This window comes from Rhodococcus sp. NPDC057135 (assembly GCF_042670865.1).
Classification (GTDB): domain Bacteria; phylum Actinomycetota; class Actinomycetes; order Mycobacteriales; family Mycobacteriaceae; genus Rhodococcus_F.
This window is the reverse complement of record NZ_JBHUUU010000003.1, coordinates 1-13,313: the sequence shown is the minus strand read 5'-3', so window position 1 is coordinate 13,313 and position 13,313 is coordinate 1. Positions and strand designations below refer to the sequence as shown.

Here is a 13,313-nt window from a genome sequence, read left to right as displayed (position 1 = left end):
TACCCGTCGGTAGGGAGGGCCGATTTTTCGGTCATCGCTTGCGCTTGGCTCGGATCGGCTTTGCTCCTGGCACCGGTGGGGCACCCGCTCCACGCGCCGGGGGCGTGGCCACAGCGGGTGTCGGCGACAGTTCGGCTTTCTTCTGCTCCGCCGCGATGCGTCCGTACACAAAATGCTGTTGCCCCAGCGTCCAGCAGTTGTTGCTCACGAAGTAGAGCAGGATCGCGACGGGTGCAAAAGCGCCGAAGACAATCACACCGACCGGAAATACCCACAGAGCAAGTTTGTTCATGATTGCCGTTTGAGGGTTGACGGTTCCGGTGTCCACTTGACGCGCGATGGACGCCCGCGACGTGAAATGCGTAGCGACGGCGGCAAAAATCATCAGCGGTACGGCAACCAGAATGATGGAGAACCGACTGACATCGCCGAATGCTTCCAGCTGCGCTGCCGGACTCGAAATCATGGCGGACAACGGCGCGCCGAACAGTTTGGCGTCGAGAAACGACTGCACGTCCGAGGCACTGAAGAAGTAGTTGGCCGTGTTCGCGTTGTCCGCCACCGACATCGGTTCGGTCGGGCTCAGAAACGGGACGTGGGATGCCGCTCCGGTTCGATTGAATGATCGCAGGACGTGGTAGAGACCAATGAACACCGGTGCCTGGACGAGCATCGGCAGGCATCCGAGCAGCGGACTGTAGTTGTGTTCCTTCTGCAGCTTTGCCATCTCGACAGTAAGTTTCTGCCGGTCGCCTGCGTACTTTTTCTCCAATGCCTTCAGCTGTGGTTGCAGCTTTTGCATGACCAATTGGGTGCGAACCTGCTTGACGAACGGTTTGAACAGCAAGGCCTTGAGTGTGAAGACCAGAAATACGACCGACAACGCCCACACGACGCCGTTGTCGGGTGATCCGGAGATCAGTGAGAAAACTTTGTGCCAGAACCAGAGGATTCCGGACACGGGGTAGTAGACAAAATCGAGCATGACGAATGAACCTCACCGAGAGGCACGCTCAGGCAATCGAGAGCGCGGGAATGGTCGTGGACGCAAGACGTCTGACCGACCTACGACGAGTTCACCCCCCGCCGACGGCCGATCTACAGACCGATTCCGGGTGCTCGAGGTTGCGGACGGCCAGGCGCGTCCGGGCTGCTCTGCCTGCGGAAAGCACCACGCAGGCAGCGTTCGTCATCTGACGGGCCGGTGGCCGAAACCGCACACAGTTGGAGAAGTTCGTACTTCGAGGAGGTTGCGAGGGCCGCGACCACGAAGACGGCAATCGCAGTTCCCAGCACCGCGGCGCTACCCGAGGAACCAAGCGGAGGCACTGCGAGAAGGGCGATGAACGGCAACAGAAGCAGCAACAGTGATCGCGTCACTGTTCCCGTACTCCGCTGTTGCATGACTGCGAGAGTACAGAACGACCACCGAATCCAGCTAGACGCTTGCCTCACGGACATGTCCGCGTAGCCGCCTATGAGCAGGATCGTGATCCAGCCGACCGTGCCACTGTTGGTGGATGGTGACGGTTGGTAGTTCGGTCGGCACCGCAAACCAGGCGACCTCGAGGCGAGCGGCAAAGTATCGGGCGAGTCTTTCCGGCACCAGTGCGACGAGATCGCTGTCGGCGGCCATCAGTGCCGCCGCAACGGGCGAGGCGACCACGGCGATCACCCGCCGGCGCACCCGAACGGGCCAGAATCCCAGTTCAGGTGTGGTGCTATTCGGATGAAGTATCGAACCCGATATTGCCGAGCGCGCGCCGGCGCCGCGACGACCGTGGTACCTACATCGGTACCTACTTCTTCCTTTCGGCGTCACAGTTCCCGGAATGCCGCGAAGTGCTGCCACTCGAAAAACAGGTATGCACCCCGTCCAACTGACCGGCGCGAACACGTCGATGCGAAACCAGGCTGTGTGTCACAAGCCGAAGCCCGATCACGCCCAGCTGAATACCTGCTTCGGGACGCATCGACACAAAGGCAACACGAGAAATGTCGCACCATCGATTCACCAACCCCCGCACGACGAAGAACACACTCCGGAGGGTCATCGTCATCGGCGCTCTTTCATTGACAACCCTCGCCGTGACTATCGACACCGCAAACGCGCAGGCACCCTTGCTTCCGGACCGGAACATCGCCGGTCTTTCCGTTGTCACGAATCCGGAGAAAGTGTCAGCTTTCGTTTCCTCGGATGGAGGCCGTGCCTTGGCCGCCGCAGAGTCCAAGATCGGCGCCCCGTACGTCTGGGGCGCGACCGGACCGGACTCGTTCGACTGCTCAGGCCTCGTTCAGTGGGCCTATTCACAAGCGGGCGTCTCGATTCCGCGAACCACCTACGACCAGGCGGTCGGCGGAACTCCGGTTTCCCGGGACGACCTCCAGCCGGGTGACGTGGTCCTGTACTACGGCGGGGAACATGTGGGGATCTATGCCGGAGGCGGTCAAGTCGTTCACGCCCCGACGTCAGGGGAGTCGGTCAAACGCGCACCCGTGGACTCGATGCCGTACTACCTCTCCCGACGTTACTGACATGTATCAGGTCAGCTTGACGAAAAGGCGTGTATTGCAGCGATATTCAGGACGGTCGTCGCGACCCGAATGCTTGACGCTCCCCCATTGCGCGGAATGCGATGCCATCCTCTCCCCTGCGAGTGCCGTCTGCTCCAGGTGTCGCGGGGCCCGGTTGGACCTAACGCGGTCTTGCGGAGACGGCACTGTCGTGTCCTGGCGAACGGTTCGCGGCGATCCCGCGACCGTTCTCGCCATCGTCGAATTGGACGAGGGCCCGTGGCTGTACACGTTGCTCACGGAATCCCCGCGCGTGGACGCGGCTGGACCGCTGCGAGTGTCGTTTCAACGGCGAGAAGTCGGTAAGCGCTACCCGGTATTCTGCCTGCGCAGCGACGACGGGGGCGAACTGCAATCGGACGTCAACTCCGGTCTGCTGAACCGTTGACCCCGCGCGAATCACGCTCCGACGCAGTCGACACCACCCACGCCGCGATCTGCGCTCTGGAGGTGAAGCCCAATTTTGTCAGCACGTGCTCCACATGCCCCTGGGCCGTCCGCGGCGAAATGACGAGGTGTTCGGCGACAGCGCGATTCGTGAACCCCTGAGCAACCAGTTCCGCAACCTGCTGCTCACGACGAGTAAGTCGAATCGCCTCGGTCGACATTTCCGTCTGAGCGGCATGCTGCTCGTCGAGCGCATATGCCACAGCTTCGCCCTCGGCCATCACAGCTCCCCGGTGAAAATTCTTGTCGAAAGCACTCTCACCCAAAGCCTTTCGAACAACCTCCACGGCATTGTCGCGGAATCGCGCCAATCCAGGGAATCCGGTGAGCGGTTGCCCGATCTTCAGCCAGTACATCGCTGCAGCGCCAAGCAGAATCGCTGCATGCTTCCAATCACGTTGCGCTGTCGCGGTCCACGCCAACGGTTCGATACACCACGCCGCATTCATCGAAGATTTGTCAGTCCGCAAACTGCGCGTCAAATACTCATTCGCGCGCTCGAAGTCGCCGCGAAGCCAAGAGATGAGTCCGATAAACCCCAACGCGTGGGCCTGATATGTCACTTCGTGCAGTGGCTCGGTGATCTCGATACACTCCTCGAAACACTCTACCGACCGCTCCAGTTCACCGGCAAGGATGCATGCAAGGCCGAGGGTGTCCAAACTGATGACGACGTATTGCAGATTTTCGTCGATTCGAAACAACGACACTGCAGTTTCCAACTTCACTGTGGCATTGCCGAATTCGCCCGCCAACATGTCGATGTATCCGCCTGCCCAAGCTGCCAACGCCCGCGAGCGCACATCCCCCAGGGCCTCGGCAAGGCGGCCGCCCTCGTCGACCAATTCTCGCGCGCGAACGACTTCGCCCTGCATCGCATGCGCCGCGGCGTCTACGCACAGGACATCCACGCGAAACATGTCAGGTCCAGCGTCTGGGACGCTCAGTGTTCGATCAGCCCAATACCGCACCTGGCCGATCAATCCGTCGGACACCCAGCATCCGTACAACGCGGCGACCATACGAGTCGCAGACCGCGCCTCACCAGCGGTGGAAATCGAGAATTCCAGCGCGTCGTTCAGATTGTGTTGTTCACGACCGAGTCGCGCGACCCATGCCTCCTGCCCTCTTCTGATCCAGTCGGAGTCGGCACGGACGACAAGAGCTTCAAACCAATTACGTTGTCGGCGATGTAGTTCGAGCTGTTCCCCGGTGGATTCCAATTTTTCACACCCGTACTCCCGGAGTAGGTCGAGTAGATGGTAGCGAACGGCGCCGTCGGTCTCTTCACGAATGAGGATGGATTTCTCGACCAACGCAGTGATCAAATCGAGCACTTCGTTCGAACCCATATCCTGCCCGCACACACCTTCGGCGGCCTCGAGATCGAACCCACCCGAGAACACCGACAGCCTCCCCCACAACTGTTGTTCGGATGGCGAGCAGAGGTCGTAGCTCCAATCGATCGACAATCGGAGCGTCTGTTGACGACTGGGTACGTCGCGCCCGCCGGAAGTGAGGAGACGGTACCGATCCGAGAGTCGGTTCATGATCTGCTCGGTAGACATTCCCCTCAGGCGAGCGGCCGCCAGTTCGATCGGCAACGGCAATCCGTCCAGATCGTGGCAGATACGGGCAACGGCATTCCGGTTCTCTTCGCTCAGCACGAAGCCCGGCACCACTGTTGCGGCTCGTTCCACGAACAACAGAACGGACTCGTACCGTGCCAGTCCGTCGAAAGCGCTCGGCCCCCGAAGTTCCGGAGTCGTGAGGGAGGGAACTCGCATCGCCACCTCGCCGCCGACGCCCAGCGATTCGCGACTGGTCGCCAGAACCTTTACGCCGGCGCACCGGCGTAGAACGGACACGGTAAACCGGGCAACCGAATCCACCAGGTGCTCACAGTTGTCGAGCACCAACAGAAGACTCCGATCACTGCAGTAGTCGATCAGTGCCTGCAGTGGGTCGGACGAGGAAACCGGACGCACGCCTAAAGTCACGGCGACATAGTCCTCGAGCAGATCCGCATCCGACAGCTCACCCAGTTCCACCAACCACGCACCGTCTCGGAACACCCGTTGCAACGCACCTGCAAGTCGGATCGCAAGCCGCGTCTTACCGACACCACCAACACCGGTCAGCGTCAACAAACGGGACGACTCGAACAATCTTCTGGCATCGGCCAACTCACGCCGTCGACCGACAAAACTCGTCAGTTCCAACGGCAAGTTGCCGACTACTCGCTGATCGGCATCTGAGCGCACAGCGGGGGCCATGGACCGTCTCGCTTTCTGCGATTCCACTACAGATCAACGCTACCCCCGCGAACAGCACCCAGAGAAGCGCTCACCTCTGCCCGCGGACTCAGCCTCGGGAGTCGGTCTCCTGCGCGGTCGAGACGAACCACGCCGCGATCTGCGCTCTGGAAGTGAATCCCAGTTTTGTCAGCACGTGCTCCACATGCCCCTGAGCCGTGCGCAACGAGATGACCAAGTGCTCCGCGATTGCGCGGTTGGTCAGTCCCTGAGCCACCAATTCGGCGACCTGCTGTTCACGACGGGTCAGGTGAGGTGCGTCGATCGGCGACGCGGCCGGGGCGTTACGACGCTCGTCGAGCGCGTAAGCGACAGCTTCACCTTCGGTCATCTCGAATCCTCTACGAAACTCCTTCTCGAAAGCAGTCTCACCCAATGCCTTTCGAGCGGAAACGGCAGCAAGGTCGTGATGGGTTGACAAACTCGAAAGCCCGCTCAGTCGACCCCCCACCCGCTGCCAGAACATCGATGCGGCACCGAGCAGAACCGCTGCTTGCTTCCAATCACGTTGTGCTGCAGCAATCCAAGCCATCGGTTCGACACACCATGCCGAGTTCAACGAGGCGTCGGTGGTCCGCAGACTTCGCGTCAAATGGTCACCGGCGCGCTCGAGGTCACCCCGAAGCCAATCCACGAGCCCGAGGTTGGCCAACGTCGAGGCCTGATACATCACTTCGTGCAGCTGTGCGGTGATCGCGAGGGACTCGTCGAAGCACTCCACAGAACGCTCCAACGCACCGGTGAAGACGTACGCGAGCCCGAGGGTGCCCAACCCGATCACTTTGTGCTGCAGATTCTCAGCTGATCGGAACAGCGTTACGGCAAGTTCCAACTTCTCAGTGGCAGTGTGGAATTCGCCATTGAACGCGTCGACATACCCGTCGGCCCATCCGGCCAGGCCTCGCGAGCGCACGTCTCCGATGATCTCGGCAAGGCGCAAACTCTCGTCTGCCTGTCTGCGTGCACGAACGAGATCACCCTGCATGCCGTGTGCCACAGCATCGATGCACAGAATTTCCAGGCGATACATGTCCGGCTCTCCATCGGATGCACTCAGCGTCCGATCCGCCCAGCGCCTCGCCGAACCGATCCGCCCGCCGTTGAGCCAGAATCGGTACAACGCCGCGACCATTCGTGTCGCAGACCGTGCCTGACCCGGCGTCGAAATCGAAAACTCCAGCGCTTCGTGCACGTTACGCTGTTCACGACTCAGCCACTCGATCCACCCAGCCTGCCCGCTACTTATCCATTCGGAATCAGCCTGTACAACAAGGAATTCGAACCAATCACGATGCCTACGACGTAGATCGGAGTACTCACCGGCGGACTCCAACTTTTCATGCCCGTACTCCCGCAGAAGATCGAGGAGGTGGTAACGAGCATCCCCGTTGGTTTCCTCACGAATCAGGATGGACTTCTCGACCAAAGCGGTGACGAGATCGAGTACTTCGGTCGAATTCAGATCCTGCCCGCACACACCCTCGGCGGCGTCGAGATCGAACCCACCCGAGAACACCGACAGTCTCCCCCACAACTGTTGTTCGGATGGCGAGCAGAGGTCGTAGCTCCAATCGATCGACAATCGCAGCGTCTGTTGACGACTCGGAACGTCGCGTCCACCAGTTGTGAGAAGGCGGTATCGATCCGAGAGCCTGTTCATGATCTGCTCAGCAGACATACCACGCAGGCGAGCTGCCGCCAGTTCGATCGGTAACGGCAAGCCGTCCAGATCATGGCAGATACGGGCTACAGCAAGCTTGTTCCCCTCCGTGAGGATAAAGCCTGGTACTACCGCAGCCGCACGCTCGGTGAACAGTGACACGGCTTCGTACCGAGCCAGCCCCTCGAACGCTCCCGAGTCATAGTGCAGCGGGGTACTGAGGGAGGGAACCCGCATCGTCGCTTCCCCACCGACACCCAGCGACTCTCGGCTCGTCGCGAGGATCTTCACACCGGCACATCGACGCAGGATCGCCCCGGTGAACAGGGCAACCGCGTCGACCAGATGTTCACAGTTGTCGAGCACCAAGAGCAGACTCCGATCGGCGCAGTAGTCGATCAATGCCTGCAGCGGGTCCGCCGACGAGACTGACCGGACACCCAGGGTCACGGCGACATAGTCTTCGAGGAGATCTGGATCCGTCTGCTCCCCCAGTTCCACCAACCAGGCACCATCTCGAAACACCCGTTGCAACGCTCCCGCAAGTCGGATCGCGAGCCGTGTCTTGCCCACGCCACCGATCCCGGTCAGTGTCAACAAACGGGACGTCTCGAACAATCTCCTGGCGTCGGCCAACTCGCGCCGGCGGCCGACAAAACTTGTCAGCTCCAAGGGCAAGTTACCGACAACTCGCTGGTCGGCTTCTGAGTGCACAGCGGATGCCATCCGACCGACTCGCTTTCTGCCATACCACTACACAACAACGCTACCCCCACGATCGGCCTCCTGAGCAGCACCCACGCGTGCCTGTGATCGGAGCCCTCAGGTTCTCCATCGAGTGCGCGATTCACGACGGCCACACCGGTGTCACGCGGGCGAAACAACGTATTTCTACGCTGGCAGATACACGAAGGGAGAGCGACATGCCGCCGCGCCGTAGATCGGTACTGCTGACGCAACTGGTAATCGATGCTCCCGGCAGTCCACAACAAGCGATCCTCGACGAACTGCGGCGAGTGATTCTGTCCGGCTCGGCACCTCCGGGTACCCCGATTCCTCTGGGCGACGTGGCTGATGTGTTCGGCGTCAGCCGAATACCAGTGCGGGAATCACTGAAAACCCTGGTCGGAGAATCTTTGGTCGACCACCGACATCAATTCGGCTACACCGTTGCTCAGTTGACGCCGGCGGAATTGCGTGAGATGTACCTCGTCCGCGAAACTCTCGAATCAGCTGCGTTGGCCGTCGCAGTCGAGCAGGCCACCGAGGAGGATCACGAACACGCCGTCGAGGTGAACTCCCGTCTGGAGATCGCATTGCGCTACGACGACTCTCAGTCCTATCACTGCGAGAGCCGAAACTTTCACCTCGCGCTGACTCGACCGTCGCACATGCTTCGACTTCTGCACATGTTCGAAGCTGCCTGGAACATCACCGAACCGGTTCAGCCGATGGTCCATGTTGCCGGCGTCGATCGCCAGGTTCTGCACTCGGATCACACCGCGATGCTGGACGCATTCCTGCACCGGGACGCAGCCGCCCTTCTGAGTGCTTCCGAAATCCATCATCGCCGACTCAATACCGTCATTGCGACTCTGCCCACAAACACCGGTCTACTGTCCGAAAAAGATATACCGATCACGCAATAACTGTGCAACACAGCGCCGATACCTTTCTCTCGACACGGTTTTCATCACTGACGCTGAGAGCTTGTGCTCTGTCCGCTGATTTCCTGCACTGATGCACAGGAGCTGTCATGACCGACATTCTTCCGTCTCGAACGACCTCTACACCTACTCCCGCAATGGAAACCGGCCCAGGTGACCTGGTCGAAGCCGCGGGTCACCCTGTCGGCAGCGGACTGATCAAGCCCGGCTACGACCCACGTTTGACCAATGAGGATCTGGCGCCGCTTCGCAAGCAGACCTGGTCGTCGTACAACATCTTCGCCTTCTGGATGTCCGACGTACACAGCGTCGGCGGATATGTCACTGCCGGCAGTCTTTTCGCACTGGGATTGGCCAGCTGGCAGGTCCTCGTCGCTTTGTTGGTCGGTATCACGATCGTCTACTTCTTCTGCAATCTCGTCGCCAAACCGAGCCAGGCCACCGGCGTGCCCTATCCGGTGATCTGCCGCAGCGTGTTCGGAGTCCTCGGCGCGAACATCCCGGCAATAATCCGTGGCCTGATTGCGGTCGCTTGGTACGGAATTCAAACCTTCCTCGCTTCGGCAGCGCTCGATGTCGTACTGATCAAACTCTTTCCGTCACTCGCGCCCTATGCCGTCGTCGAAGACTACGGATTCGCCGGACTCTCCGCTCTCGGCTGGGGAAGTTTCATGCTGTTGTGGGTATTGCAGGCCTGCGTGTTCTGGCGAGGCATGGAGTCGATCCGTCGGTTCATCGACTTCTGCGGGCCGGCAGTGTACGTCGTGATGTTCATGCTGTGCGGCTACCTCATCTACAAGGCGGGCTGGAGCGCAATCGATCTCACGCTAGGCGACGTCAAGTACTCGGGTTTCGACGCCGTCCCCGTCATGCTCGGTGCTATCGCTCTGGTTGTCTCGTACTTCTCCGGACCGATGCTCAACTTCGGCGACTTCTCCCGTTACGGGAAGTCGTTCGCTGCAGTCAAGAAGGGCAACTTCCTCGGTTTGCCGGTCAACTTCCTCGTGTTCTCGGTGCTGGTCGTCGTCACGGCATCGTTGACACTGCCGGTGTACGGCGAACTGATCACCGATCCCGTTGCAACCGTGGCACGAATCGACAGCACCTTCGCCATCGTCCTCGGCGCACTCACCTTCACCATCGCCACGATCGGCATCAACATCGTTGCCAACTTCATCTCCCCGGCCTTCGACTTCTCCAACGTCAGCCCACAGAAGATCAGCTGGCGCGCCGGCGGAATGATCGCAGCGATCGGCTCGATCCTCATCACCCCGTGGAACCTCTACAACAATCCGGACGTCATCCACTACACGCTCGAAACCCTCGGAGCGTTCATCGGTCCGCTGTTCGGAATCCTGATTGCCGACTACTACCTCGTGCGCAAGCAGAAGGTGATCGTCGACGAACTGTTCAGCATGTCACCTACCGGAACCTACTGGTACAGCAAGGGATACAACCCGGCCGCAGTGATCGCAACCGTCGTGGGAGCAGTCGTCGCGATGGTCCCGGTGCTGGCAAAAGATCTCACCGGGATGTACACGGCAGCACAGTACAGCTGGTTCATCGGTTGCGGACTCGGATTTGCCGTCTACTACTTGCTCGCCACGCGCACCCCCCTTGCTGTCCGAAATACTTCCTCCGCGGAAACCGCGACGGTCGACTGAACGTCATGAGAATCAAGGTGATCAACCCCAACACCACGTGGGCGATGACTGCCAAGATCGAGGAATGTGCCCGGGCCGTCGCCGGTCCGGGCGCGTTCGTCGAGGCTGTCAGCCCTGCCATGGGTCCCGCGTCGATCGAAAGCCACTACGACGAAGCTCTGAGCGTCCCAGGGATTCTCGCCGAAATCGCGTCCGGCGAGGAGAACGGTGTCGACGGATACGTCATCGCCTGCTTCGGGGATCCAGGTCTGGATGCGGCCCGCGAACTGGCCAGGGGTCCAGTGGTTGCGATCGCCGAGGCGGCGATGAACTACGCCGGCTTCCTGGGCCGTGGATTCAGCGTTGTGACAACCCTCGGTCGAACCCGTGGCCGCGCTGCCGACCTGGTGGACCGTTACGGGATGCAGGCCCGCTGCCGTGGAATCCACTCCTGCGAGGTTCCGGTTCTCGAACTCGATCGTGATCCCGATGCGCGAAAAGTGATCCTGGAAGCCTGTTTCGTCGCATTGCAACGCGACGACTCGGACGTCCTCGTCCTGGGTTGTGCAGGTATGGCGGACCTCTGCCAGGATCTGTCTGCCGAACTGGGGGTGCCGGTAGTCGACGGCGTTGCCGCTGCCGTCACCATGGTTCGATCCTTGATCACGCTTGGATTGTCGACCAGTGCGCGCGGTGAGTTCTCGCGGCCACTTCCCAAGAACTACACCGGAACCTTGGCGCCGTTCTCGTTGTGAACCCGCCCGAGCGACAATCGAGCGAGGATCATTGTCAGGGCGAGAGCAGCGAACAAGACTCCGGCCCAGACCAATTGACGTGTTCCGAGATGTGCGAGAAACAGGCCGCCTGTCGCTGTTCCGAGCGTGATCCCCAGATTGGAGAACGAGATGAACAGGCTGTTACCGAACTCGGGTGCATCAACCGAATCTCGTCCCATCCAACTCTGCGAAACGACCAGTCCACCGGAATGCACCATGCCCCACAACAACACGGCAACAGTCATCGCGGCAAAGTACGGACCCACCAGATAGATCACGACGTACACGACGACATACAGCAATGGAAAAGCCACAACCGTTCGCACGACACTCTTTCCGAGCATTGCGCCGAACACGAAGTTTCCGAAGATCATCACGACACCGAAAGCCAAGAGCATCGCGCTGATCCACGATCCGCTCATTCCGGTCACCCCGCCGAGATATTCGGCGAAGTATCCGTACACCGAGAACATGGCAGCGAAGACGAACGTGACGGAAAGAATGGTCAACCACACGCGGGGCCGGCGAAGTATTCGGACCTGCGCGCCGTACGACATGCGTTGTGTCACCGGGGTCGAGGGCAGAAGTGTCAGAATTCCGAAAAACGCGAGGACATTGATCACGGCGCCGAAAACGAATGCTGTCGACACCGTGAAATTCTCGGCCAGATACGACGTCAACGGCACACCGAACGCGAATCCGACGGTGACACCGGCAAATACCTTCGTGACCGCAGAAGTTGCCTCCTCCGGTGGCGCCAGACGAACCGCAGTCGCGAGCGCGAGCGCGAAGAAGACCGGATGAACGACGGCGGGGATGATCCGGAAAGCAAACATCATCTCGAAACTCGACGTTGTCGCATACACCAGATTGGAAACCGCGAAGACTGCAATCGCCACCAACAGAACGGTTTTCCTGTTGATTCCCGACGTGAAAAGCGTCGTGAACGGACCGGTCACCGCCACGACAAGCGCAAAGACGCCGACCAACCATCCTGCATCGGACGCGGTGATGCCGAACTTGTCGCTGATCTGGGGCAGAACCCCGATAATCCCCATCTCCGTGGTGATGATTCCGAATACGCCCAACGCCAGAACGGGAATCAACAATTTGGACTTCACAACACACTCCCCTTACCGCGCCACACGAGGCGCAAAAAAGATATATATCTATATATGTAGATATGACTAGGAACAACAATCGTCGCGGAAAAGACCAACTGTCACAGTTTTTCGCGAACGAATTCCCTGAACTCGGCGATCACGGCTTCATTCCGTCGGTAGTACGTCCACTTCCCGATACGTTCGGACTCGAGCAGGCCCACATCCTTCATGCCCTGCAGATACCCCGAGATCACCGACTGCGCAAGCCCTGATCGCGACGCGATGTCACCGACACAGACTCCGATGTGAAAACCGAGATCCTGTTGCGTGTACGAGTCTTCGTCGAAGTACTTCGCCGGATGCGCAAGCCACTCCATGATCTGCAGGCGGGTCTGGTTCGACAGGGACTTGAAAATCGCCAAAGCATCCATCGATCACACCTCACCCTTCGCCGACCGGAACGCATCTACTTTTATAGATACGACCGGCGAAGTCAAGCCTGCACGAGGCCTGGAAGGTTGTGCATCACACATCGACGCGCGAAGTGAGCTGTGCCACTTGAATTTCAGCGACCTGCGGAAACATACGCCCCGACTTTCTATCTGTGACGACTTGTTTATAGTTATCGCCAACAACGAATTGTCGGAACTTTCCGGTTCACCTCAGAACGTCCGTGGGTGAACACAATTCGCTCAACATCAGCCGTACCCGGCTTGTCATTCGGGAGTCGAACCATGAGCACACCACATCAGTTCGGGCTCGATCTCCGATGGTGATGTCGAGGCTCGCCAAATGGCAGCTGGTCGCTCTCGTCGCCGTCGCGCTACTCGGGTTGATCTACGTCGGTGCGAAATATGTACGGCTGGACAATCTTCTGGGATTCGGCCAGTACACGGTCAAGACCGAACTGGCGACGTCCGGCGGCATCTTCACCAATGCCGAAGTGACCTACCGCGGTGTACCCGTCGGACGCGTCGGCGACATGTCCCTCACGTCCGAGGGAATCGAAGTCGACCTGTTGATCGACAGCAGTGCTCCCCAGATCCCCGCATCAGCGCGAGCCGTCGTGGCCAATCGCTCCGCCATCGGCGAGCAGTACGTCGACCTGCAGCCCGATACCGACCAGGG

At 59.8% G+C, this 13,313-nt stretch carries 13 protein-coding genes; 6 read left to right on the top strand and 7 right to left on the bottom strand.

Annotated elements, in window-relative coordinates; translation table 11 throughout:
- Positions 1-31: 31 nt before the first annotated feature.
- From yidC to ACFT1A_RS05500, 3 genes are all read right to left on the bottom strand, one after another.
- A complete protein-coding gene (gene yidC, locus ACFT1A_RS05510) occupies positions 32-985 on the bottom strand; it encodes a membrane protein insertase YidC (protein ID WP_378446141.1) in 954 nt (317 codons plus the stop codon).
- A gap of 113 nt (positions 986-1,098) precedes the next feature.
- Positions 1,099-1,404 carry a DUF6412 domain-containing protein gene (locus ACFT1A_RS05505; RefSeq protein WP_029256089.1) on the bottom strand — a complete coding sequence of 102 codons (306 nt, stop codon included), beginning with the start codon at positions 1,402-1,404 and terminating at the stop codon, positions 1,099-1,101.
- Between the two features lie 34 nt (positions 1,405-1,438).
- Positions 1,439-1,666: a hypothetical protein gene (locus ACFT1A_RS05500; protein WP_378446140.1), complete on the bottom strand. Its 228-nt coding sequence runs from the start codon at positions 1,664-1,666 to the stop codon at positions 1,439-1,441.
- Positions 1,667-1,995: 329 nt separating this feature from the next.
- Between ACFT1A_RS05500 and ACFT1A_RS05495 the strand changes: the two genes are divergently transcribed.
- A complete protein-coding gene (locus tag ACFT1A_RS05495) occupies positions 1,996-2,535 on the top strand; it encodes a C40 family peptidase (RefSeq protein WP_378446139.1) in 540 nt (179 codons plus the stop codon).
- 190 nt (positions 2,536-2,725) lie between these two features.
- Positions 2,726-2,962 (top strand): hypothetical protein, encoded by a 237-nt coding sequence (locus tag ACFT1A_RS05490; RefSeq protein WP_378446138.1) that lies wholly within the window; start codon positions 2,726-2,728, stop codon positions 2,960-2,962.
- Here the strand turns inward: ACFT1A_RS05490 and ACFT1A_RS05485 are convergent.
- Both ACFT1A_RS05485 and ACFT1A_RS05480 read right to left on the bottom strand, forming a co-directional pair.
- The gene (locus ACFT1A_RS05485; RefSeq protein ID WP_378446137.1) at positions 2,937-5,297 is read right to left on the bottom strand and encodes an ATP-binding protein; all 2,361 of its coding nucleotides are present in this window, start codon (positions 5,295-5,297) and stop codon (positions 2,937-2,939) included. The two genes, ACFT1A_RS05490 and ACFT1A_RS05485, sit on opposite strands and share 26 nt — an antisense overlap.
- A gap of 88 nt (positions 5,298-5,385) precedes the next feature.
- A complete protein-coding gene (locus ACFT1A_RS05480) occupies positions 5,386-7,722 on the bottom strand; it encodes an ATP-binding protein (RefSeq protein WP_378446136.1) in 2,337 nt (778 codons plus the stop codon).
- Positions 7,723-7,919: 197 nt separating this feature from the next.
- Between ACFT1A_RS05480 and ACFT1A_RS05475 the strand changes: the two genes are divergently transcribed.
- The 3 genes from ACFT1A_RS05475 (at position 7,920) to ACFT1A_RS05465 (ending at position 11,061) form a co-directional block, all read left to right on the top strand.
- Positions 7,920-8,645 carry a GntR family transcriptional regulator gene (locus ACFT1A_RS05475; protein ID WP_378446135.1) on the top strand — a complete coding sequence of 242 codons (726 nt, stop codon included), beginning with the start codon at positions 7,920-7,922 and terminating at the stop codon, positions 8,643-8,645.
- Positions 8,646-8,752: 107 nt separating this feature from the next.
- Positions 8,753-10,327: an NCS1 family nucleobase:cation symporter-1 gene (locus ACFT1A_RS05470; protein ID WP_378446134.1), complete on the top strand. Its 1,575-nt coding sequence runs from the start codon at positions 8,753-8,755 to the stop codon at positions 10,325-10,327.
- A gap of 5 nt (positions 10,328-10,332) precedes the next feature.
- Complete coding sequence (locus ACFT1A_RS05465; RefSeq protein WP_378446133.1) at positions 10,333-11,061, top strand: aspartate/glutamate racemase family protein; 729 nt, start codon at positions 10,333-10,335, stop codon at positions 11,059-11,061.
- On the opposite strand, the gene ACFT1A_RS05460 is transcribed toward ACFT1A_RS05465, so the two are convergent.
- Together ACFT1A_RS05460 and ACFT1A_RS05455 are read right to left on the bottom strand one after the other, a co-directional pair.
- Complete coding sequence (locus ACFT1A_RS05460; protein WP_378446132.1) at positions 11,028-12,203, bottom strand: MFS transporter; 1,176 nt, start codon at positions 12,201-12,203, stop codon at positions 11,028-11,030. The two genes, ACFT1A_RS05465 and ACFT1A_RS05460, sit on opposite strands and share 34 nt — an antisense overlap.
- Before the next feature lie 101 nt (positions 12,204-12,304).
- On the bottom strand, positions 12,305-12,616 hold the full coding sequence (locus tag ACFT1A_RS05455; protein ID WP_378446131.1) for an ArsR/SmtB family transcription factor: 312 nt from the start codon (positions 12,614-12,616) through the stop codon (positions 12,305-12,307).
- A gap of 338 nt (positions 12,617-12,954) precedes the next feature.
- On the opposite strand from ACFT1A_RS05455, the gene ACFT1A_RS05450 reads away from it, so the two are divergent.
- On the top strand, positions 12,955-13,313 hold a 359-nt coding region (locus tag ACFT1A_RS05450; protein ID WP_378446130.1), incomplete at its 3' end, for an MlaD family protein.

Bases quoted from the DNA above. Each gene is read 5' to 3' on its own strand.
- ACFT1A_RS05475 (WP_378446135.1), top strand. From the start codon at position 7,920: ATGCCGCCGCGCCGTAGATCGGTACTGCTGACGCAACTGGTAATCGAT.
- ACFT1A_RS05485 (WP_378446137.1), bottom strand. From the start codon at position 5,297: ATGGCCCCCGCTGTGCGCTCAGATGCCGATCAGCGAGTAGTCGGCAAC.
- ACFT1A_RS05495 (WP_378446139.1), top strand. From the start codon at position 1,996: ATGTCGCACCATCGATTCACCAACCCCCGCACGACGAAGAACACACTC.
- ACFT1A_RS05465 (WP_378446133.1), top strand. From the start codon at position 10,333: ATGAGAATCAAGGTGATCAACCCCAACACCACGTGGGCGATGACTGCC.
- yidC (WP_378446141.1), bottom strand. From the start codon at position 985: ATGCTCGATTTTGTCTACTACCCCGTGTCCGGAATCCTCTGGTTCTGG.
- ACFT1A_RS05470 (WP_378446134.1), top strand. From the start codon at position 8,753: ATGACCGACATTCTTCCGTCTCGAACGACCTCTACACCTACTCCCGCA.
- ACFT1A_RS05505 (WP_029256089.1), bottom strand. From the start codon at position 1,404: ATGCAACAGCGGAGTACGGGAACAGTGACGCGATCACTGTTGCTGCTT.
- ACFT1A_RS05455 (WP_378446131.1), bottom strand. From the start codon at position 12,616: ATGGATGCTTTGGCGATTTTCAAGTCCCTGTCGAACCAGACCCGCCTG.
- ACFT1A_RS05480 (WP_378446136.1), bottom strand. From the start codon at position 7,722: ATGGCATCCGCTGTGCACTCAGAAGCCGACCAGCGAGTTGTCGGTAAC.